This window comes from Streptomyces lucensis JCM 4490 (assembly GCF_014650035.1).
Classification (GTDB): domain Bacteria; phylum Actinomycetota; class Actinomycetes; order Streptomycetales; family Streptomycetaceae; genus Streptomyces; species Streptomyces lucensis.
The window spans coordinates 108,688-133,726 of the sequence record NZ_BMUE01000004.1; the positions used below are offsets into that span (position 1 = coordinate 108,688).

Here is a 25,039-nt window from a genome sequence, read left to right on the forward strand (position 1 = left end):
ATGGGCGGCGACGGCAACCGTTCCTACGGTCACAAGAAGTTCAGCCGCTCCAGAAGTCACTTCGCGGACCGGATCACCGCGGACGGACGGGACGGCTGGCCGGTGACGGCGGGCCGCTACCGGCTGGTGGTCTCCCGCGCCTGTCCCTGGGCGAGCCGTGCGGTGATCTCGCGCCGGCTGCTCGGTCTGGAGGACGCCCTGCCGATGGCGGTGGCCGACCCGGTCCAGGACGACCGCAGCTGGCGGTTCACCCTGGACCCTGACGGCCGGGACCCCGTGCTCGGCATCCGGTACCTGAGCGAGGCCTACGACCGCCGGGAGTCGGGCTACCCGGGCGGCGTGAGCGTCCCCGCGGTCGTGGACGTCCCCAGTGGGCGGCTGGTCACCAACGACTACCAGCGGCTCACCCTGGACCTGGCGACCGAGTGGACGGCCCTGCACCGCCCCGGTGCGCCCGATCTGTACCCGGCGGACCGGCGCGAGGAGATCGACGAGGTGATGGCCGGGGTGTACCGGGACGTGAACAACGGCGTGTACCGGGCCGGGTTCGCCACGGGCCAGGAGGAGTACGAGGAGGCGTGCACCGCGGTGTTCCGGCGGCTGGAGCTGCTCGCGGAGCGGCTGACGGCGCAGCGGTACCTGGTCGGTGACACCCTCACCGAGGCGGACGTCCGGCTGTTCACCACGCTGGTCCGGTTCGACGCCGTCTACCACGGCCACTTCAAGTGCAACCGCTGGAAGCTGGCCGAGAACCCGGTGCTGTGGGCGTACGCCAGGGACCTGTTCCAGACGCCCGGCTTCGGCGACACCGTCGACTTCGACCACATCAAGCGGCACTACTACCAGGTGCACACCGGCATCAATCCCACCGGCATCGTCCCGCTGGGCCCCGATCTGGACGGGTGGCTGAGTCCGCATCGGCGCGAGGAACTGGGCGGCCGGCCGTTCGGCGGCGGCACCCCGCCGGGGCCGGTGCCTCCGGGCGAACGGGTGGCCGCGCGCGGACGCCCCGCATGAGGTCCGCGTGACGAGGAAGGAGTCAGACATGGCCAAGAACAAGAAGAAGAAGCTCCCGCTCGTCTACCAGCCGGTCGGTTTCGTGCTCAGCTGGGCGGGCGGCGCACTGGCCGGCATGGCCTTCCGCAAGGCGTGGATGGCGATCCGGCACGAGGAGGACGCGCCCGACGCCCTGGACCCGGACCGCGGCTGGGGAGAGATCCTCCTGGCCGCGGCGGTCCAGGGCGCGATCTTCGCGGTGGTGCGCAGTGCCGTGGACCGCACGGGCGCCAAGGCCATCGCGCGGTCCACGGGTGTCTGGCCGGCGAGCGAGAAGGGCGGCCGGGACTGATGCTCCGCGTCCTGCGGGGCCCGTCCCGCACGGGCCTCAGCCCTGCTTGGGCGCCCTCGTCGGGACCAGGCGCAGGGTGAAGGAGTGCCCGGCGGGGTCGGCGTACCCGCGTTCCTCGTACGGCCCCGCCGGGTCCCTCGTCTCCAGGGGCCGCCCGCCGAGCCCCACGATCCGGCGCTCGGCCTCGTCCAGGTCGTCGACCAGGAACTCCAGGTGGGCCTGGAGCGAGTTCTCCGGGCGCGGCCAGCTGGGCGGGGTCGCGTTGACGTCCCGGCGGAAGGCCAGCCGGACCCCGTCGGCGCCGCGGATCTCCACGAGGTTGGCGGACGCGTCCGTCTGTTCGCCCTCCAGCAACTCCTTGTAGAAGGCGGCGAGTTTCTCCGGCTCGGCGCAGTCCAGTACGACCACGCCCGCTTTGACCAGTGTCATGCTTCCTCCCGGGGTTCTCCTTTCAGCTGCGGATATCCCGGGCCGCCGGATTCAGTCGGCGAGCAGCCACCGCCCGTCGCGCATCAACTCCCGCCCCCGCAGCTCGTTCTCCTCGCGCCAGGCCTGGACGCGCCGCGGAGTGACGTTGAAGTACAGATAGCGGGTGGCGAGCCGGCGGGGGTCGAAGCCGGTCTTCCCCGCGAACACCTCGGCGTCCTCCTCGGGCAGGTCCTCCGGGGTCACCGCCCGGACGGTGCCCTCGATCATGACGACGTCCCGGGTCGGGCCGATGCCGACGCGGGCGGTGCCGGTGGCCACGAGGTTGCGGCCGGTGGGGCTCTGAGCGGGAGTGGCGATCAGCAGCGTGGCGCCGTCCCACACGAAGGACAGCGGCACGAGGTGCGGGGCGCCGCCGTCGGGACCGGCGGTGGCGACCCAGGCGTCGACGTCGTGCTCCAGCCGGTGCAGGGTGTCCTTCTTGCGCTGTTCTGCGGTGCGGGCGGGCGCTGCGGTCATGGCGTACGGCCTCCTGGTCGCTGGTCGTCGATGCCCCGGGTGTGTCGCGCGGACGCCTCCAGTGTGACCGGGATTGATCGCCGCCGGGCCGGAACGCGACGAGGCGTGTCCGCCGGAGATGACGGGCCGGCGCGGTTCCTCCTGGACAGGTGTCCCGTTATGCTGGACACCTGTCCAAGAGAGTGAGGTCCGCCGGTCATGGTGATCGTGGCGAACGTCCTGGTCGGCCTGGTGGCCGCCCTGCACGTGTACATCCTGGTGCTGGAGATGTTCCTGTGGCAGAGCAGGCCGGGGCGCGCGCTGCACGGGTTCGCCCCCGAGCTGGCCCGCGCGACGGCTCCGCTGGCCGCCAACCAGGGGCTCTACAACGGGTTCCTCGCGGCCGGCCTGGTAGGGGGGCTGGCCGCGGCGGACCCCACCGGGTTCGCCGCGCGGGTGTTCTTCCTGTCCTGCGTGGTGGTGGCGGGCGTCTTCGGGGCGGTCACCGCCAGTCGCCGCATCCTGTTCGCCCAGGCGCTGCCCGGCGCGCTGGCCCTGGCCGCGGTGCTGATCGCGCGATGACCGGGACCCCGCCCGAGGCGCCGCGCGCCACGCCCGACGGCCCCCGCACCCCGCCCGAGGACGCGCGGGCCGCGCGCACCCGGGCCCGGCTGCGGCATGCGCTCCTCGCGGAGTGCGCCGAACGCCCCCTGGAACAGGTGGGCGTGGCCGCGCTGGTGCGCCGGGCAGGCGTCGGCCGGGCGACCTTCTACGTCCACTACGACGGCCTGGAGGCGCTCGCGGTCGACGCGTGCGCGGACGTCGTACGGCAGGCGGTGGACGCGCTGCACGCCTGGCGCGGGCGCCCCGATCCGGTCGACGCCCCACCCGCGCTCCGGGAGTTCTTCGCGAGCCTCGCCCCGCACGCGGGCCTGTACCGCTCCCTGCTGTCCCCGGGTGGCGGGGGGCCGCTCGGCCGGGTCCTGCACCGGGACCTGCGGGCCCGCAGCCTGGCCGAGCGGGAGCTGGCGGGCGCCGCGGACGCCCCCCTGGTCGCGTCGGCCGTGGCGGCGACCTTCGCGGGGGTGCTCGCCGACTGGCTGCACGGGCTGCTGGACGCCGGACCGGCCGAAGTGGCCGACCAGGTGTGGCAGTTGCTGGTCGCCCTGCACCGCAGCCGGTGACCGGCTCAGTCGCAGCCGACGGCCTCCTTCAGCGCCGGCCACGCCTCCACGCCGCCTGCCGTGCGGACGTAGGCGGTCGCCCTGTCGTCCGTCAGCCACAGCCGCCGGCCGTCACGGTGGTACCCGGTGTCGCGGGCGCCGGCGGGGATGCGGACCCTGCCGCGGTACGGCGCCGTGAGCAGGCCGTCCCCGGCGAGCACGCCCGCGGGGTCGCGGGCGTAGGTGCGGTCGTCCAGGGTGAGGAACGAGGCGGACGCCCAGCCGCAGTGCTCGGATCCCGCGCTGCCGCTCAGCCTGCTCACGGGGACCCGGCGGCCCGCGCCGTCGGTCCAGATCTGCCAGCCGGTGGTGGCCGTGAAGCTCTCGGGCAGCTCGGCCGGGTCGCAGGAGGCGTCCGTCTCGGGGCCCCAACCGGGCCGGTCCTTCTGGTCCTTGGCCACCACGACGGCCACCTTGGTGCGGCCGCCCACGTCGTAGGAGTACAGGACCCGGTCCGCCTCCCTGCGCTCCACGCGGTAGCCGTGACCGGGCAGCTCCGGCTGGGACATGTCGAAGTAGAGGGCCAGCCCCTCCTCCGGTGTGTCACCGCCGTCGGAGGCGTTCCACCGGTCGGGTCCGGCGCCGTCGAAGATCTCCCCGTCGCACTCCAGCGCCCGGCCGGCGGCCCCGGCGGCCAGGCGCAGTGCCCGGGGCCCGCCGCCGTCGACGTTCCTGGTGGGCAGGTGCAGCGGACCGCTGTAGGGCGTCGCCGGCGGGGTTCCCTTCAGCACCAGGTCCGGCCGGTCGCCGTCGTCGCACCCCGCCACCGCCACAGCCGTCAGCACGGCCACCGTCACCAGCACTCTGCGCATCTCCGCCCCTGTTCTCCCGTGTCCTGTGCGGTCCTTCGACGCCGGGCCGGGGCGGAACGTTCAGCGGGCCCGCTGGAAGGTGCGCCGGTACGTCTGCGGTGACACCCCGATCGTCGCGTGCAGGTGCTGGCGCAGCGAGGCGCCGGTGGCGAAGCCGACCTCGGCGGCGATCCGGTCGACGGGCAGGTCGCTGGACTCCAGCAGGTGCCGGGCGCGGGCCACGCGCTGCTGGATCAGCCAGCGGCCGGGGCTGAGTCCCACCTCGTCGTTGAAGCGGCGGGCGAAGGTGCGCAGGCTCATCCGGGCGTGTCCGGCGAGGTCCGCCAGGGTGAGCGGGTCGGACAGTCGCTCCATGGCCCAGGCGCGGGTGCCGGCCGTGCTCGCGGCGCCGCTGACCGGGACCGGCTGCTCGATGTACTGGGCCTGTCCGCCGTCGCGGAACGGCGGGACGACACAGCGGCGGGCGACGGCGTTGGCCAGTTCGCTGCCGTGGTCGGTGCGCACGATGTGCAGGCAGATGTCCACGCCGGAGGCGGCGCCGGCCGAGGTGAGGATGCGGCCGTCGTCGACGAAGAGGACGTCCGGGTCGAGGTCCACCCGCGGGTAGCGGCGGCGGAACAGGTCGGCGACCTGCCAGTGCGTGGTCGCCCTGCGGCCGTCGAGCAGACCGGCCGCGGCCAGCACGAAGGCGGCCGTGCAGATGGACACGATCCGGGCCTCTGCGGGGATGCGGGCGAGCGCGGCGGCGACCTCGTCCGGCAGCTCGGCGGGGAGCCGGGCGGGCGGCACGGAGGTGACGACCACCGTGTCGGCGGTCTCCAGGATCTCGGGGCCGTGTGCGACTCCGATGGTGAAGTCGGCGTTGGTCCGCACCGGTCGGCCGTCGACCGTGCAGGTCAGCACCTCATAGTGACCGTCGGCCGCGCCGAATATGCGGCTGGGGATACCCAGCTCGAAGGGGTAGACGCCGTCGAGGGCCAGGACGACCACCCGCTCCGGCCGACGGGTGAGCAGCTGCATGTCGGGCATGGCACGATCCTATCGAAGGTTGGCAATCCTGCCATTTCCCTGCCGCGCGGCCCCCGGCAGGCTGGGTGACCATGAGCGATGTGAACACCATGCGAGTCATCAGCCAGAACGTCCTCGGCGGTCCCGAGGTGCTGCGGGAGGTGGAGGTGGAGCGGCCGCGGCCGCGTCCGAACGAGGTGCTGGTCCGGGTGCGGGCCGCCGGGGTGAACCCCACCGACTGGAAGCACCGGGCCAACGGCGGCTTCCTGGGCGAGCCGCCGTTCGTCCTCGGCTGGGACGTGTCCGGCGAGGTCGCGGAGACGGGGATCGGCGTCGCCGCCTTCCGGCCCGGGGACGAGGTCTTCGGCATGCTTCCCTACCCCTTCGGCCACGGCTCGCACGCCGAGTACGTGATCGCCCCGGTGCGCGCCCTGACGCACAAGCCGGCCTCGATCGACCACATCCAGGCGGGCGCGCTGCCGCTGGTGTCCCTGACCGCCTGGCAGGCGCTGACCGAGCACGCCGACGTGCGGCCCGGGCAGCGGGTGCTGATCCACGCGGCGGCCGGCGGGGTCGGGCACGTGGCGGTGCAGATCGCCAAGGCGCGCGGCGCGTACGTGATCGGCACGGCGAGCGCGGGCAAGCACGGCTTCCTGCGCGAGATCGGCGTGGACGAGGCGATCGACTACCACGCCACCGACGTGACGGAGGCCGTGCGGGACGTGGACGTCGTCCTGGACACGCTCGGCGGGGAGACGTCCGTGCGGTCCCTGCGCGTGCTGCGGCCCGGCGGCGTCGTGGTCTCGATCCTGCCGGTGGGCTCCGAGGAGTTCCACACCGAGGCCGAACGGCTCGGCGTGCGGGCGGTGCGGATGCTGGTCGACGCCGACCGCGCCGGGATGCGGGCGATCGCGGAGCTGGCCGAGTCCGGCAGGCTCAGGGCGACGATCGCCGGGACGTTCGCGCTGGCCGACGCCGCCAAGGCGCACGAGCTGGGCGACACCGGCCGGACGACGGGCAAGCTGGTGCTGCTGGCCGACTGACCGGTGCCGGCGGGTGACACGGGCCGCGGCGCCGGTCCGTGTCACCCGCCCGGTGTTGTCCGGCCCTTGTCACGACACGCGTCAAACCTGAAGACATATGTCAATCGAACATGCTCAAATTCCTTCCATCGAGGGTAACTTGACGGTCGGGGAACCGATGTCCGGGCGCGGGTGGGAGGTGATGCCGTCGTGCGTGACGAGCCCGCAGCGCTCACCCGGCATCTACGGGTGCACGAGCACCGCGGCTACACGGTGCTGGAGTTCCGGGGTGAGATCGACATCGCCGCGGCGGCGGAGATCGGCTCCTCACTGGACCGGGTCACCCAACGGGCCGGCGCCCGGATCGTGATCGACCTGCGGCCGGTGGAGTTCTTCGACTGCTCGGGGCTGCGGCTGCTCCACCGGGCCCGTACCCGTGTCCTGGAGCGCGGCGGCCGGCTGCACCTGGTGTGCACCCACCCCCTGACCCTGCGCGTCTTCCGCCTGACCGGCCTGACCCGGCTGCTGCCGCCGTACCCGACACCGGACGCGGCCCTGGCCGGTGCCGGGGCCCCGTCCGGCTCGCTGTGACGCCGCCTTCCTGACGGTCCCGTGGCCCGGCCCGGGCCGGCCCCCTGCCCACCCGGGTCAACTCATCTGTCTGCCGAAGCGGTTGGCGGGAATCCGGACAGCAGGAAGGAGGACCGTCGCGATGACGACTTCCCCGAGACAGCTGCCCGGCTGGGCCAAGGCCGTGGGCGCGTTCGTGCTGGTGCTCGCCGTGCTGTTCGCCGGCATCCGGCTGGCCGTACTGCCGGGCATCAAGGACCTGTTCGGCACCGAGACGCATGACCGCTCCGGACCTGCGCTGCTGAAGTCCATCCAGGACATGAGCCGTTACGACGCCGCGTCGGGCAACTTCCAGGTCGTGGTGGACCTGGACAAGGACGCGAAGTTCCTGCCCGACGCGATCCGCGGCACCCGCACCCTGTACGTCGGCTCGGGCACCGTGGACGCGTACGTCGACCTGGGCCGGGTCGGCGAGAAGGACGTACGGGTGAACGGCGGCCGCACGTCCGCCACCATCCGGCTGCCGCACGCGCGGCTCGGCAGGCCGGCCCTCGACCCCGACCACTCCTACGCCGTGTCCAAGCAGCGCGGTCTGCTGGACCGGCTCGGCGATCTGTTCTCCGACAACCCGGGCAGTGAGCAGGCCGTGCAGAAGCTCGCCGTCCGGCACATCGGGACCGCGGCCAGGAGCAGCGGGCTGACCGCCCGGGCCGAGAGCAACACCACGAGCATGCTCCAGGGCCTGCTGCGCTCCCTCGGGTTCACGGAGGTGCACATCCGTTACGGCGCCTGATCAGCCGCCGAGCACTCCCGGCAGGGCCAGTGCCCCGAGCACCGTGACGCCCATCAGCAGCCAGGCCACGTAGTCGCCGACGTGCCCCGACTGCAGGCGCCTGAGGGGCACGGCCCAGCCTGGCGCTGCCACCCAGCGCGGGCGGGTCACGGCCAGGGCGGCCAGCGCGGCGGCCAGCGCGGTGGAGGCCAGGCCCAGCAGGATCCCGTGCGCCGTCCAGCGCACCGAGGCGTGGGCGCCGCCCGATCCCGCCTCGTTGACGGAGCGGGCGACCAGGCCGCCGAAAGCGGGGACCACGCCGACGGCGAAGGCAGCGGCGAGCAGCACGGCGGGCACCGTCCGCATGGTGTCCGGGATCCGGCGCAGCGGGCCGGAGGTCTCGGGCCGCTCACCCGTACCGCTGGTCTCCAGGTCGGACCGGGCGTCCCGCGGGCGGGGTCCCAGGCCCAGGAACACCCGGGCGGTGATCCGCAGGACGGCGCCCGCGGTGATCGCGGAGGCGGCCACGTACACCACGGTGAGGGGGCCGCCGACCGCCTCCTCGGCGACCCCCTTGCCGAGCGCGGTGCCGAACGGCGGCAGGCCGGCCAGGCCCACCGCGCCGACGGCGAACATGACCGCGACACCGGGCAGTTCGCGCGCCCTGCCGTGCAGCTCGTGCTCGTCGACGCTGCCGTACCGGTCCAGCAGGATGCCCGCGCAGGCGAACAGCGCGGCCTTCACCCCGGCGTGCCCCACCACGTACAGGGCGATCCCGTCGTCGCCCTCGGGGGTGAGGACGCCGAGCGCGACGAGGAACAGACCGGTGTGGGCGACAGTGGAGTAGGCGAGCAGCCGTTTGATGTGCCGCTGGTACCAGCACATGACGGCGCCGACGGCGGCCGTCACGGTGCCGAGCGTGACCAGCGCCCTGGTCAGGTCGGCGGCGGGGATGCCGCCGGGGCCGGCGAACACGGTGCCGTACACCCGCCAGACGCCGTAGACGCCGAGCTCCACCATCACTCCGGACAGCAGCATGCACACGGGGGTGGGCGCGACGGCGTGCGCGTCCGGGAGCCAGAAGTGGAAGGGAACGGCGGCCGCCTTCACCAGCAGTCCGGTCAGGACCAGCACGAAGGAGGCGAGCACCAGCCCGTCCGGTCCGCCGTGCCCGGCCGCGGCCGTGTCGAGACCCCGCCCGATCTTCGTCATGGCCAGCTCACCGGTACGGGCGTACAGCAGGCCGATGCCCATCAGCATGGCGTACGCGCCCAGTGAGTTGACCACGCCGAAGGTCAGGGCGCCCTGGACGGCCCTGGCCTCGTCGATGCGGTAGCCGGTCAGCGCGTAGGCCACCACGCTCATCAGCTCGAAGAACACGAACGCGTTGAACAGGTCGCCGGCGAGCGCGAACCCGCACATGGCGCCCTGGAAGACCAGCATCAGCGCGGTGAACGCGCCGGGATGACCGGGCGGGGGCTCGGCGAAGTAGCGCCAGGAGTAGGCGAGGGCCGCGACGGTCAGCAGCGACACCAGCGCGGCCATGCCGAGCGCGGGGCCGTCCCCCACCACGACGATGCCGACACTCTCGCCGTCGACGGGCAGCCAGCCGCCGACCCACTCGACCATGGGGGGCGAGGAGTTCAGCGTGAGTACGAGGGCCAGGGCTGCCGTGCCACCGGAGAAGACCAGCCCGGTGGTCTCGGCGGCGGCCCTGGGCAGATGCCGCCCGGTGACCACCAGCAGGGCGGCCCCGAGCAGCGGGAGGGCGGCGAGGAGCGGAAGCAGGTGGTGCATCAGCCCCGCAGCTCCCTGAGTTCGTCGGGGTCGACGGTGCCGTGCCGTTTGGCGACCTGCAGGACCAGGGCGAGCAGCAGCGCGGTCACGGTCGCGCCGACGACGACGTCGGTGAGGGTGAGGGCCTGCACCACCGGATCCACCACCGGCCGGGATCCCGGCTCGACGTCGGAGAAGACGGGGGCGGTCGCGCCGTCGCGGTAGCCGACGGCCAGCAGCAGCACGTAGGTGGCCGCCTGGCAGACGGACAGGCAGCCGACGGTGTGGATCAGATTGCGGCTGGTGGCGAGGCCGTAGCAGCCCACCAGGAAGACGTAGGCGGCGACCAGGTACGGAAGGATCTGCATCACGGTGTCGTCAGCTCCCCTGCTTCTCCTCGATCTCGACGGCCTGGTCGAGGAAGGTGGCGAGGAGGACCACGACCGCGCTCGCCACCTCCATGCCGATGGCCGCGTTCAGCAGCGGGACGGCGCCGCCGGAGGACAGCGTGTTGAAGGTGCCGTACGGCAGCAGCGTGTTGGCCAGGAAAGCGGTGCCGGCCAGGACTCCGGCGAGGCCCAGCACCAGGTAGGCGCAGACGGCCAGCGCGTCGGAGGTCTCGTAGACGGCCAGTGGACGGACGCGTTCGAGCGCGCCGTAGTCGGCGCCGAGGTAGAGCAGGTGCAGGGCGGTCGCGGCGACGACCCCGCCCTGGAAGCCGCCGCCCGGGCTGAGCTGGCCGTGGGCGACGACGTACAGGCCGGTGACCAGGGCGACGGGCAGCACGATCAGCGCGTAGCGGCGGACCGGCCGGGCCACGGCGGCCGGTTCGGGGCGCGCCCGGTGCTCGTCCCGGGCCTGGCGCAGCAGCACCACGCAGCCGAGGACGGCGGCGAACAGGATGCTCATCTCGCCGAGGGTGTCGTAGGCGCGCTGGTCGAAGTTGACGGAGGCGACGGTGTTGGCGGTGTGCCGGTCGAGCGAGGCGCGCACGGCCCGCTCGCCGTACGGATGCGACCGGCCGCCGAAGCGCGGCAGGCCCGGGCAGGCGGCGACCAGCAGGGCGGTCAGGCCGGCGCCGCCGACGGCCAGCAGCCACAGCCGCAGCCGGTTCACTCCGGACCCTCCTTCGTCCGGCCGCGGCGCCGGGTCCTGCGGACCGACAGCATGATCAGCAGCGGTGTCAGCGCGGACCCGACGGCGAGCTGGGACAGGCCGACGTCCGGTGCCTGCAGGACGGTGAAGAGCACGGCGAGGAAGAGCCCGAGCACGGACAGCACGAGTGCCTGGCGGGCGGGGTCGCGCTGGGCGACGGCAGCGGTGGCGCAGGCGGCCACCAGCAGCAGGGCCACGACGATCACCGCGTCGGACACGGCGCACCTCCCCGGTCAGCCACCGCGCACCCCCTGGAAGCCGCCCGACAGCGCCCGTGACGCGATGACGTTGCCGCCGATCAGCAGGGCGCCGACGACCAGCAGCTTCACCGTGGCCCGGCCGGGCGCGGTCGCGGCGCACACCGCGGCCACGACCACCGCGCCGAGGCCGGCAGCCGCCCAGGTCAGCGCCCAGGCGCTGGGCCGTTCGCGCTCCAGTTCCGCGGCGAGCAGCCGCGCGAAGACGAGGGTGCCGACCGGGCCCAGCAGGGCCAGCAGCAGGGCGAGGTCGACGTAGGAGGGGCGGCCGTAGCCCTGGGAGAGGAGCAGCAGCGCCGGGCAGAGTGCGGAGGTGGCCAGGTTCTGCGCGATCACCCGCCGCCCGGTCGGGCCGGTGGTCACGCCCCACAGGGCGGCCGCCCCTCCCCCGGCCAGCTCGACGGTCGCCGCGAGGATCCAGCCGTTCACCGCCAGGTCACCGCCCGCCGGCCGGCCCGGGCCAGCAGCGCGCCCACGGCGGCGCAGCTCGCGCCGACGATCCGCTCCAGGGTGTCGACCGTCGTGATGAGCACCAGCCACAGCATCGCCAGACCGGCCCACCAGGCCAGGAGTTCCCCGGCGGCGAGGAGGACCGTGCGCGGGGCGGTGTGCCGGGTCATGCGCCACCTCCTCGGCCCGTTCCATGACGTGTGCGGTGTTCTGTTCCGTTTCGCCGCTCGGGGCATCCAAGCACCGCCGGGCCCGTGGCAGGGCGGCGGCACGCGGGGCCGCCACCGGAGTGCCCCGGGAGCGTGAACGGAAACCGGCGGCGCTCCCCGGCGCCGTCCGGCCGGCGGCATCCGGCGGCGCATGCCGGGTAACCGCTGCACGACAGCCGGAAGTTGAGGTCTGGAGGACCGATGAGCCGTACCGCCCTGCGCCTGCCCGCCGTGTTGCGCGCCCCCAGGAAGCGGGAGCCGGCCGGGGAGGAGGGCGTGCCGGCCGGCCGGCACGCACTGCCGCTCCCCGTCCGGCTGCTCGCGATGCTGGTCGCCTTCGCCTTCATGGTGGCCTTCGCGGTGATCCTGGCACGGCTCACCCTGCAGCCGTCCCCGGCCTCGGCGTCGCTGACCCACAGCAACCTGCACCCGGGCCGCTCCCTGCGGGCCTACCTGGAGCAGGCGCCGTTCCGGGACGCCGTGAAGCAGCTCGGCGGGAACGTGCTGCTCGGCGTGCCGTTCGGGGTGCTGGTGCCGGTGCTCGCCCCGCGCGCCCGCGGACTGCTCCGGGTGCTGGCCCTGACGGCGCTGGTGATGCTGATGGTGGAGCTGGCGCAGGGCGCGCTGGTCACCGGACGGGCCTTCGACATCGACGACGTCATCCTCAACACCACCGGTGCGCTCGTCGGCTGGCTCCTCCTGGGACGCCGGCTGGGGCGCGGGGTCCACCGGCGCACCGGCGAGCCGGTGACTGAGTGAACGTCAGCAACGGATCTGTACCGGAGTATTGACGCGCCCTTACCTCACTCCTTAAATCAAGAGGCGTCTCATCCCCCCACGCCGAACGGAGAGCCATGGCCTCCCCACGCCTGCTGCGCAGATGTCTGCTCGCCGCCCTGTCCGCCGCGCTGATCGGCTCCGCGGCCGTCGGCCCGGCGCGGGCGCAGGGCGCCGCCCCGGCCGCCGCGGCCGTCACCACCTTCTCCGACACCTTCGACGGGCCCGCGGGCTCGGGCGCCGACCCCTCGAAGTGGACGCTGGAGACGGGCGACAACGTCAACAACCACGAGCGGCAGTACTACACCTCGGGCACGAGGAACGCGGCACTGGACGGCCAGGGGCACCTGGTGATCACGGCCCGCAAGGAGAACCCGGCCGGCTACCAGTGCTGGTACGGCAGCTGCCAGTACACCTCGGCCCGGCTGAACACGGCCGGGAAGTTCCACGCGCAGTACGGCCATGTCGAGGCCCGGATGAAGATCCCGCGCGGGCAGGGCATGTGGCCGGCGTTCTGGATGCTCGGCACCCCGGTCAACTGGCCGGACTCCGGCGAGATCGACGTGATGGAGAACGTCGGCTTCGAGCCCTCGGCCGTGCACGGCACCATCCACGGCCCCGGCTACTCCGGCTCGGGCGGCATCGGCGCGGGTTACTCGCTGCCGAACGGGCAGGCGTTCGCCGACGCCTTCCACACCTTCGCCGTCGACTGGGCGCCCGACTCGATCACCTGGTCGGTGGACGGGAACGTCTACCAGCGGCGCACGCCCGCCGACCTGGGCGGCCGGACCTGGGTGTTCAACAAGCCGTTCTTCCTCATCCTGAACCTGGCCGTCGGCGGCTACTGGCCCGGCGACCCGGACGGCTCCACGCGGTTCCCGCAGCAGCTGGTGGTCGACTCGGTGTCGGTGACCACGGGCACCGGAGCGGCCGGGGCCCCGATCCGGGGCCTCGCGGGCAAGTGCGTGGACGTGGCCGGCGCGAACCCCGCGAACGGCACCCCCGTCCAGCTCTACGACTGCAACGGCACCGGCGCGCAGGCGTGGACGGCCGGCCCGGACGGCACGCTGAGGGCGCTCGGCAAGTGCCTGGACGTGACGGGCAACGGCACGGCGGACGGTTCGGCCGTCCAGCTGTGGGACTGCACCGGGGGCCCCAACCAGAAGTGGACCGTCACCGGGGCGCACGACATCGTCAACCCGCAGGCGGACAAGTGTCTCGACGTGACGGGGAACAGCTCGGCCAACGGGACGCGGCTGCAGATCTGGACCTGCACGGGCGGCGCCAACCAGAAGTGGACCGTCGGCTGAGAAGTCGGCTCAGCGCACCCTCCAGGTGTACTTGTCGCCGCCCACGAAGCGGACGACGTCCGGGTCGTCCAGGTCGTGGATGGTGATGCCGTGGGAGGCCGCGGCCTCCAGCACGTCGGTGACGCTCCTGGCCTCGCCGACCACCTGACCGTCGATCTCCATGATCCTGAAGGGCGGCTCGCCGGTCCTGCCCGGGCACACGCCGAGCACCAGCACACGCGGATGGGAGATGTGGGGAGCTGCTTGTTCGGTCATGCAACTCAGCGTAGAACGCCACGCGAGCCGACGGCTCATCCACGGGAGCCGTCCAGGAGATCGAGGACGGCCGCCTCGACGGCCCCCTGGGTGGCGGGCCGCCCGAAGTCCCCGTGCTCGCCCAGCCGCGTGAGCACGGGGGCGATGGTCACGTCCCGTTCGAACAGCTCGAAGACCGTGGGATCGATGTAGGAGGCCCGGCACACCGCCGGGGTGTTGCCGAGGTAGTGGCTCACCTCGCGGACGGCGCGGGTGATCTGCCGGCGCCGGGACGTCTCGGTCGAGCGGGCGGCGTCGGCGGCCACGGCGACCGCCACCGCGGCGAGCACGGTGGCGTGCCAGGTGCGGAAGTCCTTGGCCGTGACGTCGGTGCCGGACAGCCGGCGCAGCGCCTCGTTGAGGTCGTCGCCGTGCAGATCGTGCCAGTCGCCGCCCTCGTGGAAGGCGAGGAAGCGGTCGCCGCCGCGGGCGCGGCGCAGCAGGGCGCGGGTGACGGCCTGCGCCTCGTCGTCGACGAGGGCGCGCACCATGTCGACACCGCCCTTGGCCGGGAAGCTGAAGGTGATCGCGTCCCGGCCGCAGGTGACGTGCTCGCGGAGCATGGTCGTCAGGCCGTAGGTCTCGCTGTTGCGGGTGTGCCGGTCGCTGCCGATGCGGAAGAAGCCGAGGTCGAGCAGGCGGACCGCGCAGGCGGTGACCCGGGCCCGGCTCAGCCCGCGTCCGGCCAGGTCGGCGGCCACCTTGGCACGCAGTTCCGGCAGGGCGCGCGCGACCTGCCGCACGTGCTCGTGCTTGGCCTTCTCCTGCTCGGCCCGGAACTGCTCGTGGTACAGGTACTGACGGCGTCCGGCGTCGTCCGTGCCGACGGCCTGGAGGTGGCCGTTGGGCCAGGGGCAGATCCACACGTCGCGCCACGCGGGCGGGATGGTCAGCGCGCGGACGCGGGCGACCTCCCCGGGGTCGGTGAGGGGTTCGCCGTCGACGTCGGTGTAGCGGAAGCCCCGGCCGCAGCGGACGCGCCGGTAGCCGGGCCCGTCGCAGGAACTCGTACGCAGCCGCACGGTCTCAGGGACGGCGCCAGTCGTGGCTGGTCAGGTGGGAGCCGGCCTGCGGGCCCATGCGGAGCATGCCGCCGTCGACGCTCCACGAGGCGCCGGTGACGTAGGAGGCGTCCGGGCCCGCCAGGAAGGCGATCACCGCGGCCACCTCCCGCGCGTCGCCGGGCCGTCCGAGCGGTACGCCGGGACGCTCCTCGGCGTGCACGTCGGTGTCCTCCTGGCCGGTCATCGGGGTGGCGATCTCGCCGGGCGCGACCGCGTTCACGGTGATGCCGTACTCGGCAAGCTCCAGGGCCATCACCTGGGTGAGCAGGCCGAGCCCGCCCTTGGCCGCGCAGTACGGGGCCGCGCCGACCCGGGGCTGGTGCTCGTGCACGGAGGTGACGTTGACGATCCTGCCGCCGTCTCCCTGCCGGATCATGTGCCGGGCCGCCCGCTGCCCGCACAGGAACGGGCCGACGAGGTCGACGTCGAGGACCCGGCGCACGTCCTCCAGGGTCAGGTCCAGGTAGGGGGTCATGGTGCCCGTACCGGCGTTGTTGACCAGGACGTCGACGCGGCCGAGCTCGCCGCACAGCTCGTCGACGGTGTCGGCGGCCTCCGGCAGCCGGGTGAGGTCGAGCCGCGCGACGGCGGCCCGGCGCCCCTTCTCCCGGATCTCCCGCGCGGTCTCCTCGGCACCCTTCTCGTCGGAGTGCCAGGTGATCCCCACGTCCAGGCCCGCCTCGGCCAGCCGCACGGCGGTGGCCCGGCCGATCCCGGAATCGGCACCGGTGACGATGGCCGCACGGCGGCGGCCGCCATCGGACACGGACACGAAACCCCTCCTCAGAAACACCCGCCGGAACGACTCCCCGCAGTACCCCGGCCACCCCCCGACAAACCACCCCCTCCAGAAACGCGGCGAACCACACGACCGACCACCACCTCCAGAGCCACACCGAACCGCGCGACCAGCCCCCTCCAGGGGCGCGGGAATCTGCGCGACCAACCACTCCCTCCAGGGGCGCGGGGAACTGCGCGACCAGCCACCCACCCGCACCGGACCACCACCCCAACCACCCCCCTCAGGGGCGCGGGGAACTGCGCGACCAGCCACCCCCCACCCGTACCGGACCACCACCCCAGCCCGCCCCCACAGACGCCCGCACCACCCGCCACCATGCAGGCAGCACCCCGCTGGGAAACCCTGTACCCATGGACCCCGTAGCCGCCCTGAACCGCATCGCCTTCCTGCTGGAGCGCGCCCTGGCGCCCACCTACCGGGTCCGGGCCTTCCGTACCGCCGCCCGCACACTCGCCGCGCTGCCCGAGGGCGAGACCGCCGAGCGGGCGGCAGCCGGCACGCTGGAGTCGCTGAAGGGGGTCGGCCCCAAGACCGCCCAGGTGGTGCACGAGGCCCTGGCCGGCGAGACGCCCGGATACCTGCGCAAGCTGGAGGAGGAGGCGGAGAAGACCCGCACCGCCCCCGGCCCGGGAACCGGATCCGAGCTGCGCGCGCTGATCCGCGGGGACTGCCACACCCACTCGGACTGGTCCGACGGAGGCAGCCCGATCGAGGAGATGGGACGGGCCGCGGCCGGCCTCGGCCACGAGTGGGCCGTCCTCACCGACCACTCCCCCCGGCTGACGGTCGCCCGCGGCCTGTCCCCGCAGCGGCTGCGCGAACAGCTGGCGGTGGTGGCGGAGCTGAACGAGCGGTGGGCGCCGTTCCGGCTGCTCACCGGCATCGAGTGCGACATCCTCGACGACGGCTCGCTGGACCAGGAGCCGGAACTGCTGGAGCGGCTGGACGTGGTCGTGGTGTCGGTGCACTCCAAGCTGCGGATGGACGCCCGGTCCATGACCCGCCGGATGGTGGCCGCCGTCCGCGACCCGCACGCCGACGTCCTCGGGCACTGCACCGGCCGCCTGGTCACGGGCCGGGGGCGGCCGGAGTCGCAGTTCGACGCGGACGAGGTGTTCGCCGCGTGCGCCGAGTCCGGTACGGCCGTGGAGATCAACAGCCGCCCGGAGCGGCTCGACCCGCCCCGGCGCCTGCTCCGCAAGGCGGTGGCGGCGGGTGTGCTGTTCTCGGTCGACACCGACGCGCACGCGCCCGGCCAGCTGGACTGGCAGCTCCTCGGCTGCGCGCGCGCCGAGGAGTGCGGGGTGCCGGCCGAGCGGGTGGTGACCACGTGGTCCGCGGACGAGCTGCTGGGCTGGACGCGTGAGGGCCGCACACCGGAACGCGTGGCGGGCGCCGGGCGTGGTACCCGGTCGGCGGAGTGAGAGAGAAGGGATCCCGGATGGACCGTGCCGCCGTCTTCGATGTCGACGGAACCCTCGTCGACACCAATCACCTGCATGTCGTCACCTGGTGGGAGGCGTTCCGGCAGGCCGGCCACGACGTGCCCATGCACGCCGTGCACCGGGCCGTCGGCCTCAGTTCCGGCGACCTGGTCGCGCACCTGCTCGGGGACGACCGGGACGAGGAGCGGGACGCGGAGCTGAGCGCGGCGCACAAGGCGCTCTACGGCCAGTACTTCGACCGGCTCCCCGCTCTGCCGCAGGCCGGGGAGCTGCTGCGGCGGCTGCACCGGAACGGCTGGACGGTCGTCCTCGCGACCTCGGCGAGCGGCGCCGAGCTGGGCGCGCTGCGCCGGGCGATCGACGCGGACGACGCCATCGCGGCGACCGCGAGCGCGGAGGACGTCGAGCGGGGCAAACCCGCGCCGGAGCCCGTGGAGCACGCTCTGGAGCTGGCCGGGGTGCCGGCGTCGCGGGCGGTGTTCGTCGGGGACACGGTGTGGGACATGCGGGCCGGCGGCAAGGCCGGGGTCCGCTGTGCGGGCGTGCTCTGCGGCGGGATCCCCCGTGCCGACCTCGAGGAGGCGGGGGCGGAGGCGGTGTACGCCGACCCCGCCGACCTGCTGGCCCGGCTGGACGGCAGCCCGCTGGGCTGAGTGGCCCCGGAAGTGGCACCCTGGGTGATACAGGTCACGCGACGGCGTGGAACACCACAAGGTGGTTGCCCGTTAAACCAACCGTGGGTGCGGACGGGACAGTGTCCCCGGGCCTCACCATTCGCCCACAGGGACGATCGTCCGGCTGAAGCCCTGTGGAGCCCCTCGCCGAGAGGCGACCGCCGTCCGCGCCCACCCACTGGCCGCCCCGGCCGTGATTCCCCCGTCACGGCCGGGGCTTTCCACATGCCCGCCCCTCCTCACCGGCCCGCCACGGCGGCCTGGCGGGCGGCGGTGTCCGACGCCCGTCCGGACTCGAGGAACTCCCGCAGATCGGCCGTGAGCAGGCCGGCGTGCGTGGCGAACAGGCCGTGCCCGCCGTTCTCGTACACCTTGAGGACCGCGTCGGGCACGAGCAGTGCCGCACGCTCGCCGGTCAGGGCGAGGGGCGCGAAGACGTCGTGGCTGCCGTGCACGACGAGCACCGGGACGTCCAGCGCAGGCAGCTCCTCGGTGAGGTCCAGGGCCGCGACGACGGCCCGGATGCCGTCCGAGGCGCGGGGGGTGGCGACCAGGCAGCGGTCGATCAGGTGGTGGACGTAGGCCGGGGAGACGTCGTTGCCGGGGCGCTGGACGGCGAAGAAGTCGTCCGCGGTCGCGTTGAACCAGGCGGGCCGGTCACGCCGGAACAGCTCGTCGTCGGCGCGCACGGCCGCCGGGTCGATGCCCTCGGGGAGGTTCGGCGATCGGACGACACCGGGGCTGACCCCGGCGACGAGGGCGACGCGGTCCACGCGGGCGCTGCCGTGGCGGGTGAGGGAGCGCACCACCTCGGCGGTGCCGACGGAGTGCCCGATGAGGGTGGCCCCGCGCAGGTCGAGGTGGTCGAGCAGGCCGTTGAGGTCGTCGGCGAGGGTGTCGAGGTCGTAGCCGGACCAGACGTCGTCGGAGCGTCCGTGGCCCCGCCGGTCCACGGCGACGCAGCGGTACCCGGCCTCCGCGAGCGGCAGCGTCTGGTACTCCCACATCTCGTGGCCCAGGTAGGAGCTGGCGACGAAGACCGCGACGGGCCCGTCGGCGGGGCCGTGGTCGGCGTAGTACAGGCGGGTTCCGTCTACGGGGCTCTCGAAGTACGGCATGGGGAAGGCCTCCTCGGTCGGGTTCGGCCGGACGGTCGTCCGTCGTTCTCGGCACCCCCGATGTTTCCCCGCCGCGCCCGGCCGGTCGATTACCGCTGACGTCATGCCGCGTGTGCCCGTGGTGGCGCCCGGGTACCCGGCCGGTCGTCGCAGCCTCCCGCGAGGACGGAAGGAGCCGAAGTGAGCAGCTCAGCTGGCAGCAGGGTGGTGGTGACAGGCGCCACCGGCAATGTCGGAACGAGCGTGGTGCGCCTGCTCTCGGAGGATCCCGGGATCAAGTCCGTGCGCGGTCTGGCCCGGCGTACGCCCGAGTGGGCGCCGCCGAGGACCGAGTGGTCCGCGGTCGACCTGGGCTCGGACCGGGCGAACCTCGCCGAGCGGTTCGAGGGCGCCGACGCGGTGATCCACCTGGCGTGGGCGTTCCAGCCGACCCACGACCCGGCGACCACCTGGCGCACCAACGTGCTCGGCGGCATCCGGGTGTTCGAGGCGGTCGCCGCGGCCCGGGTGCCGGTGCTGGTGCACGCCTCCTCCGTGGGCGCTTACTCACCGGGTCCCAAGAACCGCGAGGTGGACGAGTCCTGGCCGACGCACGGCTGGCCGGACGCCGCGTACTGCCGGGAGAAGGCCTATCTGGAGCGCACGCTGGACGTGTTCGAACGCGACCACCCCGAGGTGCGGGTGGTGCGCATGCGCCCGGGCTTCCTGTTCAAGCGGGAGTCGGCCAGCGAGCAGCGGCGGATCTTCGGCGGGCGCTTCCTGCCCGGGCCGCTGGCCCGGCCGGAGCTGCTGCCGTTCCTGCCGGACGTCCCCGGCCTGCGCGTGCAGGCCCTGCACACGGACGACGCCGCCGAGGCCTACCGGCTGGCGGTGCGGACGGACACCGCCCGCGGCGCCTTCAACCTGGCCGCCGACCCGCCGCTCGACGCCGGTGTGCTCGCCGGACTGCTCGGGGTGCGCCCGGTGCGGCTGCCGCGCGTGGCGGCCCGGTCGGCGATCGCCGCCGCCTGGGGGCTGCACCTGCTCCCGGCCTCGCCGCACCTGTTCGACGCGGTGCTGCGCCTGCCCCTGATGGACTGCACCAGGGCGCGCACGGAGCTGGGGTGGCGGCCGACGCGGTCGGCGACCGAGGTGCTGCAGGAGTTCCTGGACGGCCTGCAGCAGGGCGCCGGGGCGGAGACCGAGCCGATGCGGGGACGGAAGGTCGGCTGAGCGGCGAGCCGCGGGCCGGGAAGCGAGGGAGGACACCATGGCCGTACGACGGCAGGGAGAACCGGGGCACGGGTCCGGCGCGCACGGGCGGCCGGTGCCCAGGGACATGCCCGATCAGCAGGCGCAGTCCGGCACGGACCCGTGGGACGTCGCCACGGGCCGGCCGCCCGTCGGGAGCGAGGGCGGGGACGAGGACGTGCCCGACACCGACGAGGCCGGCACCGGCCCCTCCGGCGCGCCGCGTTCCGGCACGGTGCACCCGGAGCATCCGGCGCCGGACGAGCCGCCGGAGTGAGCCTCAGCGCGGGGCCCGCTCCCGCAGGGCCGTCCGCCAGGCCGGGAGCCGGTCCTCGCCGGACGGTTCCGGGCGGCGGCCGCCGCCCGCGAAGAAGTCGGCCAGCGGCAGGATCGCGGCGCCGACGGTGACGGCGTCGGGGCCCAGCCGGCCGAGGTCGATGGCCACCTTGTCGGCCGGATGGCGCAGGGCGTACGTGGTGGCGTGCCGGCGTACGGCGGGCAGGAAGCGGGCGCCGAGCTGGAGTCCGGCCCAGCCGCCGATGAGGATGCGCTCGGGCTGGAAGAGGTTGATCAGGTCGGACAGTCCGGCGCCGAGGTACTCTGCGGTCTCCTCCAGGACCGCCAGCGCGACCGGGTCCGGCGCGGTGCCCTCGGGCGGGTAGGCCGCGGCCAGCATCGCGGTGAGCGCGGTCTCCTCGTCCGCGCCCTCGGGCGGACGTCCGCCCTCCTCGCGCCAGCGGGCGAGGAGCGACTCGGCGCCCGCGTAGGCCTCCAGGCAGCCGGGCGCGCCGCAGCGGCAGCGGCGGCCGCGCACCCGGACCGTCAGATGGCCCCATTCGACGGCCCGTCCGTGCTCCACCTCGGGGGTGACGAGGCAGGCGCCGACGCCCGAGCCGAAGAGCACGACGACGGCGTTGCGGGCGCCGCGGCCGGCGCCGAACCACATCTCCGCCTGCCCGAGCGTCTTGGCGCCGTTGTCGATGAAGTACGGCACCGTGTCGGGCAGCGGGGAGGTCGCGCGCAGCAGCCGCTCCAGCGGGACCGCGCTCCAGCCGATGGTCTGCCCGTGCACGACGGCGCCCCGGTCCGGGGTGTGCTCGACGATGCCGGGCACACCGACGCCGACGCCCAGCAGCCGGCCGGGCACGGCCTGCTCGGCGCCGAGGACCTCGGCGATGCCGTCGCGGATGTGGCCGACGATGACGTCGACGTCGTAGCCCTGGGGAGTCAAGGGACGTTCGGTGCGGGCGAGTTCCGTGAGCGCGAGGTCGAACAGCTCCACCCGGACCCGGGTCTCGCCCACGTCGACACCGATCATCTGGCCGCTGTGCGGGGCGACGCGCAGCAGGGTGCGGGGCCGGCCGCCGTCGGAGTCGACGCTGCCGGCCTCCTCGACCAGTCCGTCGCCGACCAGGTCCGCGACCACGTTGCTCACCGAGCCGGAACTCAGTCCGGTGGCCGGTCCCAGTTCGAAGCGGCTGAGCGGGCCGTCGAAGTAGAGCCGCTGCAGCACCGCGGTGCGGTTGCCCCGCCTCAGGTCGCGTACCGTGCGTCCGTTGCGCCCCGCCATGCGGCTCCCTTCACGAACCGTGCCCGACCTGCAACATACCCCTTCAAGCAGGCGGTAAGCGAGATTCCACCACCCCTTAGTTCATGCTATGAGCTAAGCAGGGACCCCGCGTGCCCCCGGAAATGCGCTGGCCCCTCCCCCGCTTGGCTACCTACGCTAGCCAGGAACCTAGGGCCTTTAGGTTCACGGCACCGCTCCGGGAAGGACCCCACCCATGAGACCGCTCACCGAGCACGACATCCGCGACTCCTTCGTCAACTGCTCCAAGGGGGAGGCCAAGCGGCTGGCGGTGCCCCGCGACCTCGCCGAACGCCCGTGGGACGATCTGGACTTCCTCGGCTGGCGCGATCCGGGGGCGCCCGACCGCAGCTATCTGGTCGTCGAACGCGGCGACGGGCTCGCCGGTGTCGCCCTGCGCTTCCCGTCCTCGCAGCGGGGCTTCCTGCACCGCAGCATGTGCTCGGTGTGCCTGACCACCCATCCGGGCGGCGGGGTGTCGCTGATGACCGCGCGCAAGGCGGGGGCGGCGGGCCGCGAGGGCAACTCGGTCGGCGTGTACATGTGCACGGACCTGGCGTGTTCGCTGTACGTGCGCGGCAAGAAGCTGCCGGACTCCGGCGCCCGGTTCGAGGAGAGCCTGACCCTGGAGGAGCAGATCGCCCGCACGACGGGGAATCTCACCGCGTTCATCGACAAGCTCTACGCCTAGACCGTTTCCGGACGAGGAGAACAGCACCTCACCCTCCTCCCGCGATCCCTTGCGGTCGGAAACCGTCCTCGATCGGCCACGTTCGTCCCGGCCGAGGAACGGGAACAGGCCAAGGGATGCACGACGTACAGAAGCATGTTTCGGGACTGCGGCGCCTGGTGAAGCGAGGCCGGGAGCCGGTGGTCGTCCAGACGCTGCGGTCGGCCACGGCGGCGACGATCGCCTATGTCATCGCACTGCGCCTGAGTCCAGAACCGGCCCCGCTGACCGCGCCCCTGACCGCCCTGCTGGTCGTCCAGGTCACCTTCTACGCCACGCTCACCAACGGCATCCGCCGGGTGAACTCGGTGGTGGCCGGGGTGCTGGTCGCGATCGCCTTCAGCGTGCTCGTCGGACTGACCTGGTGGAGCCTCGCGCTGCTGATCGTGGCCGCGCTGGGCGTGGGACACCTGGTGCGGGTCGACGAGTACGTGGCCGAGGTGGCGATCAGCGCCATGCTGGTGCTCGGCGTGACCACCGTCGGGTTCACCGCGTGGGCCCGGATCGTGGAGACGCTGATCGGCGCGGTCGTCGGGACGGCCTGCAACCTGCTGCTCCCACCGCCGGTGTGGGTGGACAAGGCGGGCGAGTCGATCGAGGACCTGGCCCGCCGGGTACGGCAGCTGATGCTGCGCATGGGAGAGGAGGCCGCCGGCCGCATCCCCTGGGAGCTGGCGGCCGAGCGCCTGCACGAGGCGCGCCGGCTGGACCAGCACATCGCCCAGGTGGACGCGTCGCTGCGGCAGGCCGAGGACAGTCTGCGGCTCAACCCGCGGGTCAGGGAGGGCCTGCTGCACCGGGTGGTGCTGCGCACCGGACTGGACACGCTGGAGATCTGCACGGTGGTGCTGCGGGTGCTGGCCCGTTCCTTCACGGACCTGGCCAAGGCCCGTGCGTCGCGGGAGTTGTTCCCGCCGAGGGTCGGGGCCGTCGTGGAGGAGCTGCTCTCCGAGATCGCGGACGCGATCGTCAGCTTCGCGGTGCTGGTCACCACCCATCTGAGCGAGAACGCCGAGTCGGCGGAGGCGCGGCTCACCGCCGAGCTGCACACCGCGGCCGCCACCCGCGACCGGCTCGCCGAACTGCTCCGGGAGGAGGTCGGCGAGGACTGGGAGAACTGGCAGCTGCTGGGCGCCGTGCTGACCGAGGTGAACCGGATGATCGCCGAGCTCGACACCGAGCACCGCACCAGCCGCCTGCTGGAGGAACTGGACCGGGTGTCCCGCGAGCAGCGGGAGAAGCTACCGCGGATGACCCGGCTCCGCGACCGCCTCGGCGTCCAGGAGGAGCTGTGGAACCGCGCCGGGTTCGGTGAGCGTTCTCGGTGAGGGAGGTGCCGGGACGGTCCGGCACGGAAAGCGAGGGGGTGGTCGGATGACCGGCAGCGCCGTACGGATCGACGGGAACACGCTGCGGCTGCCGGGCGGGGTGGCGGTGCGGTTCGTGCGCACGCTGCGGCTGCCCGAGACGGGCACGCATCCGCTGCCGCCGGGGCTGGGCGAGTTCCCGGTCCGCCGGGTCGCCGACTACGCCGGCACGGTGCCCGCGGAGTGGCTGGCCCGGGGTGGCGTGATGCTGCCGGTGTATCTCCGCGAGGCGATGTGGCTGAGTTTCACCGGCACGACGGAGCCGGCCGCGCTCCAGGTCGGGGTGGGCAAGGTGTGCGCGGTGTCCGGCAAGCCGTGGAGCGGCCGGCTCGCCCGGCGCCCGCAGAACTACGTGGTGCTGCCCCGGCAGCCCTGGCTGGACGGCATCAACTCGGGGAAGGGGACGGTCCGTCAGTTCGTCGCCGTGCCCCTCGGGCTGGGCGCGACCGTGGAGGGCCAGGTCACCGGCGAGGAGGTGTGGGGCGGCGTCCAGCTCCAGTCGTTCCCCCTGCGCGAGGACCTGCTCGCCGAGTGGCGGCGCCAGGAGCGGGAGCGCCTGGAGCGGGAGCGCCTGGCACGGCAACGGCAGGCCCAGAGCTGGGCCGCCGGGTCCGCCGGCGGCTACGGTGCGGCCCCGCCGATGATGGCCGCGCCCGGCGCGGCGATGCCGATGGCGGCCGCCCCCGGCTCGCCCCCGCCGGCGCCCGGCGCGGCGCCCCGGCGGCGCGCCGCTGCCATGGGCCTGGGCGTCGGCGGCTCGATGCGGCAGGAGGTCTACCGGGACGACCGGCCGCTGAAGGACTGGTCGAAGGAGCCCGCGGGGCGGGTCTTCGTGCATCTGGTGACGCCGCCGGAGTGGCGCCGCATCACGGGCGAGGCTCCCCCGCCCTCCCCGGTGGACCGGGCGGCGTACACGCGGGCCGGACTGCCCTGGTACGACTACTACGACGCGGACGCCGAGGACCTCTCCCCCACGGACACCCTGCGAACGGTCAAGCCGGTCGGCGACTGGCTCGGGGACGACGTCGACCCGTGGCAGGCGCCGGCTCCCGGTCAGGTGGCCCCGCTCAAGGACGCGCCGGGCAAGCCGGTCGAGGACGGGGAGTGGTAGACC

31 protein-coding genes are annotated in these 25,039 nt (G+C 73.8%); 16 read left to right on the forward strand and 15 right to left on the reverse strand.

What is annotated here, in order from left to right; genetic code table 11:
- Both IE177_RS11660 and IE177_RS11665 read left to right on the forward strand, forming a co-directional pair.
- Entirely contained in the window at positions 1-1,017 is a 1,017-nt protein-coding gene (locus IE177_RS11660; protein ID WP_190015190.1) for a glutathione S-transferase family protein, read from the forward strand.
- 28 nt (positions 1,018-1,045) lie between these two features.
- On the forward strand, positions 1,046-1,348 hold the full coding sequence (locus IE177_RS11665) for a DUF4235 domain-containing protein (protein WP_190015191.1): 303 nt from the start codon (positions 1,046-1,048) through the stop codon (positions 1,346-1,348).
- 36 nt (positions 1,349-1,384) lie between these two features.
- Here IE177_RS11665 and IE177_RS11670 read toward each other — a convergent pair whose 3' ends face one another.
- Together IE177_RS11670 and IE177_RS11675 are read right to left on the reverse strand one after the other, a co-directional pair.
- Positions 1,385-1,777 carry a VOC family protein gene (locus IE177_RS11670; RefSeq protein WP_190015192.1) on the reverse strand — a complete coding sequence of 131 codons (393 nt, stop codon included), beginning with the start codon at positions 1,775-1,777 and terminating at the stop codon, positions 1,385-1,387.
- 51 nt (positions 1,778-1,828) lie between these two features.
- A complete protein-coding gene (locus tag IE177_RS11675; RefSeq protein WP_190015193.1) occupies positions 1,829-2,293 on the reverse strand; it encodes a pyridoxamine 5'-phosphate oxidase family protein in 465 nt (154 codons plus the stop codon).
- 198 nt (positions 2,294-2,491) lie between these two features.
- Between IE177_RS11675 and IE177_RS11680 the strand changes: the two genes are divergently transcribed.
- Together IE177_RS11680 and IE177_RS11685 are read left to right on the forward strand one after the other, a co-directional pair.
- Positions 2,492-2,854, forward strand: a complete 363-nt coding sequence (locus tag IE177_RS11680) for a DUF1304 domain-containing protein (protein ID WP_190015194.1) — start codon at positions 2,492-2,494, stop codon at positions 2,852-2,854.
- Positions 2,851-3,456 carry a TetR/AcrR family transcriptional regulator gene (locus tag IE177_RS11685; RefSeq protein ID WP_190015195.1) on the forward strand — a complete coding sequence of 202 codons (606 nt, stop codon included), beginning with the start codon at positions 2,851-2,853 and terminating at the stop codon, positions 3,454-3,456. Before IE177_RS11680 ends, IE177_RS11685 begins: the two co-directional genes overlap by 4 nt.
- Before the next feature lie 5 nt (positions 3,457-3,461).
- On the opposite strand, the gene IE177_RS11690 is transcribed toward IE177_RS11685, so the two are convergent.
- Together IE177_RS11690 and IE177_RS11695 are read right to left on the reverse strand one after the other, a co-directional pair.
- Positions 3,462-4,307: a hypothetical protein gene (locus IE177_RS11690; protein ID WP_190015196.1), complete on the reverse strand. Its 846-nt coding sequence runs from the start codon at positions 4,305-4,307 to the stop codon at positions 3,462-3,464.
- A gap of 60 nt (positions 4,308-4,367) precedes the next feature.
- Positions 4,368-5,336 (reverse strand): GlxA family transcriptional regulator, encoded by a 969-nt coding sequence (locus tag IE177_RS11695; RefSeq protein ID WP_229816013.1) that lies wholly within the window; start codon positions 5,334-5,336, stop codon positions 4,368-4,370.
- A gap of 71 nt (positions 5,337-5,407) precedes the next feature.
- Here IE177_RS11695 and IE177_RS11700 point away from each other — a divergent pair, with 71 nt between their 5' ends.
- The 3 genes from IE177_RS11700 (at position 5,408) to IE177_RS11710 (ending at position 7,700) form a co-directional block, all read left to right on the forward strand.
- Positions 5,408-6,358, forward strand: a complete 951-nt coding sequence (locus IE177_RS11700; RefSeq protein ID WP_190015197.1) for an NADP-dependent oxidoreductase — start codon at positions 5,408-5,410, stop codon at positions 6,356-6,358.
- A gap of 189 nt (positions 6,359-6,547) precedes the next feature.
- The gene (locus IE177_RS11705; protein ID WP_190015198.1) at positions 6,548-6,928 is read left to right on the forward strand and encodes an anti-sigma factor antagonist; all 381 of its coding nucleotides are present in this window, start codon (positions 6,548-6,550) and stop codon (positions 6,926-6,928) included.
- A gap of 121 nt (positions 6,929-7,049) precedes the next feature.
- On the forward strand, positions 7,050-7,700 hold the full coding sequence (locus IE177_RS11710) for a DUF4230 domain-containing protein (RefSeq protein ID WP_190015199.1): 651 nt from the start codon (positions 7,050-7,052) through the stop codon (positions 7,698-7,700).
- On the opposite strand, the gene IE177_RS11715 is transcribed toward IE177_RS11710, so the two are convergent.
- Genes IE177_RS11715 through IE177_RS11740 form a run of 6 tightly spaced genes read right to left on the reverse strand, consistent with a single transcriptional unit; the run spans position 7,701 to position 11,487 of the window.
- Positions 7,701-9,476 carry a complex I subunit 5 family protein gene (locus tag IE177_RS11715; protein ID WP_190015200.1) on the reverse strand — a complete coding sequence of 592 codons (1,776 nt, stop codon included), beginning with the start codon at positions 9,474-9,476 and terminating at the stop codon, positions 7,701-7,703. It lies immediately after the preceding gene.
- Entirely contained in the window at positions 9,476-9,823 is a 348-nt protein-coding gene (locus tag IE177_RS11720) for a sodium:proton antiporter (protein WP_190015201.1), read from the reverse strand. Before IE177_RS11720 ends, IE177_RS11715 begins: the two co-directional genes overlap by 1 nt.
- A 10-nt stretch (positions 9,824-9,833) precedes the next feature.
- On the reverse strand, positions 9,834-10,571 hold the full coding sequence (locus IE177_RS11725) for an MnhB domain-containing protein (RefSeq protein WP_190015202.1): 738 nt from the start codon (positions 10,569-10,571) through the stop codon (positions 9,834-9,836).
- On the reverse strand, positions 10,568-10,828 hold the full coding sequence (locus tag IE177_RS11730; RefSeq protein WP_190015203.1) for a Na(+)/H(+) antiporter subunit B: 261 nt from the start codon (positions 10,826-10,828) through the stop codon (positions 10,568-10,570). Before IE177_RS11730 ends, IE177_RS11725 begins: the two co-directional genes overlap by 4 nt.
- Positions 10,829-10,843: 15 nt before the next feature.
- Entirely contained in the window at positions 10,844-11,296 is a 453-nt protein-coding gene (locus tag IE177_RS11735; protein WP_190015204.1) for an MrpF/PhaF family protein, read from the reverse strand.
- Complete coding sequence (locus tag IE177_RS11740; RefSeq protein ID WP_190015205.1) at positions 11,293-11,487, reverse strand: hypothetical protein; 195 nt, start codon at positions 11,485-11,487, stop codon at positions 11,293-11,295. Before IE177_RS11740 ends, IE177_RS11735 begins: the two co-directional genes overlap by 4 nt.
- Positions 11,488-11,727: 240 nt before the next feature.
- Between IE177_RS11740 and IE177_RS11745 the strand changes: the two genes are divergently transcribed.
- Together IE177_RS11745 and IE177_RS11750 are read left to right on the forward strand one after the other, a co-directional pair.
- Positions 11,728-12,285 carry a VanZ family protein gene (locus IE177_RS11745; protein WP_190015206.1) on the forward strand — a complete coding sequence of 186 codons (558 nt, stop codon included), beginning with the start codon at positions 11,728-11,730 and terminating at the stop codon, positions 12,283-12,285.
- A 95-nt stretch (positions 12,286-12,380) separates the two neighbouring features.
- Positions 12,381-13,613 (forward strand): RICIN domain-containing protein, encoded by a 1,233-nt coding sequence (locus IE177_RS11750; RefSeq protein WP_190015207.1) that lies wholly within the window; start codon positions 12,381-12,383, stop codon positions 13,611-13,613.
- Between the two features lie 9 nt (positions 13,614-13,622).
- Here IE177_RS11750 and IE177_RS11755 read toward each other — a convergent pair whose 3' ends face one another.
- From IE177_RS11755 to IE177_RS11765, 3 genes are read right to left on the reverse strand one after another with little or no spacing between them, the layout of a single operon-like run.
- Positions 13,623-13,868 carry a hypothetical protein gene (locus tag IE177_RS11755; protein ID WP_190015208.1) on the reverse strand — a complete coding sequence of 82 codons (246 nt, stop codon included), beginning with the start codon at positions 13,866-13,868 and terminating at the stop codon, positions 13,623-13,625.
- Between the two features lie 35 nt (positions 13,869-13,903).
- A complete protein-coding gene (locus IE177_RS11760) occupies positions 13,904-14,929 on the reverse strand; it encodes a DNA topoisomerase IB (protein ID WP_190015209.1) in 1,026 nt (341 codons plus the stop codon).
- 4 nt (positions 14,930-14,933) lie between these two features.
- Entirely contained in the window at positions 14,934-15,743 is an 810-nt protein-coding gene (locus tag IE177_RS11765; RefSeq protein WP_190015210.1) for an SDR family oxidoreductase, read from the reverse strand.
- Positions 15,744-16,123: 380 nt separating this feature from the next.
- Here IE177_RS11765 and IE177_RS11770 point away from each other — a divergent pair, with 380 nt between their 5' ends.
- Positions 16,124-17,197 carry a PHP domain-containing protein gene (locus tag IE177_RS11770; RefSeq protein ID WP_190015211.1) on the forward strand — a complete coding sequence of 358 codons (1,074 nt, stop codon included), beginning with the start codon at positions 16,124-16,126 and terminating at the stop codon, positions 17,195-17,197.
- A 17-nt stretch (positions 17,198-17,214) separates the two neighbouring features.
- Positions 17,215-17,871: an HAD family hydrolase gene (locus IE177_RS11775; protein WP_190015212.1), complete on the forward strand. Its 657-nt coding sequence runs from the start codon at positions 17,215-17,217 to the stop codon at positions 17,869-17,871.
- A 260-nt stretch (positions 17,872-18,131) separates the two neighbouring features.
- On the opposite strand, the gene IE177_RS11780 is transcribed toward IE177_RS11775, so the two are convergent.
- Positions 18,132-19,010: an alpha/beta fold hydrolase gene (locus IE177_RS11780; RefSeq protein WP_190015213.1), complete on the reverse strand. Its 879-nt coding sequence runs from the start codon at positions 19,008-19,010 to the stop codon at positions 18,132-18,134.
- Positions 19,011-19,190: 180 nt separating this feature from the next.
- On the opposite strand from IE177_RS11780, the gene IE177_RS11785 reads away from it, so the two are divergent.
- Positions 19,191-20,222, forward strand: a complete 1,032-nt coding sequence (locus IE177_RS11785) for an SDR family oxidoreductase (RefSeq protein WP_190015214.1) — start codon at positions 19,191-19,193, stop codon at positions 20,220-20,222.
- A 37-nt stretch (positions 20,223-20,259) separates the two neighbouring features.
- Positions 20,260-20,517 (forward strand): hypothetical protein, encoded by a 258-nt coding sequence (locus tag IE177_RS11790; protein WP_190015215.1) that lies wholly within the window; start codon positions 20,260-20,262, stop codon positions 20,515-20,517.
- A 3-nt stretch (positions 20,518-20,520) separates the two neighbouring features.
- Here IE177_RS11790 and IE177_RS11795 read toward each other — a convergent pair whose 3' ends face one another.
- Complete coding sequence (locus IE177_RS11795) at positions 20,521-21,810, reverse strand: ROK family transcriptional regulator (protein ID WP_190015216.1); 1,290 nt, start codon at positions 21,808-21,810, stop codon at positions 20,521-20,523.
- Between the two features lie 214 nt (positions 21,811-22,024).
- Here IE177_RS11795 and IE177_RS11800 point away from each other — a divergent pair, with 214 nt between their 5' ends.
- From IE177_RS11800 to IE177_RS11810, 3 genes are all read left to right on the forward strand, one after another.
- Positions 22,025-22,519: an FBP domain-containing protein gene (locus IE177_RS11800; protein ID WP_190015217.1), complete on the forward strand. Its 495-nt coding sequence runs from the start codon at positions 22,025-22,027 to the stop codon at positions 22,517-22,519.
- 116 nt (positions 22,520-22,635) lie between these two features.
- Positions 22,636-23,886 (forward strand): FUSC family protein, encoded by a 1,251-nt coding sequence (locus tag IE177_RS11805; protein ID WP_190015218.1) that lies wholly within the window; start codon positions 22,636-22,638, stop codon positions 23,884-23,886.
- Between the two features lie 46 nt (positions 23,887-23,932).
- Positions 23,933-25,036, forward strand: a complete 1,104-nt coding sequence (locus IE177_RS11810; RefSeq protein ID WP_190015219.1) for a hypothetical protein — start codon at positions 23,933-23,935, stop codon at positions 25,034-25,036.
- Positions 25,037-25,039: the final 3 nt, after the last annotated feature.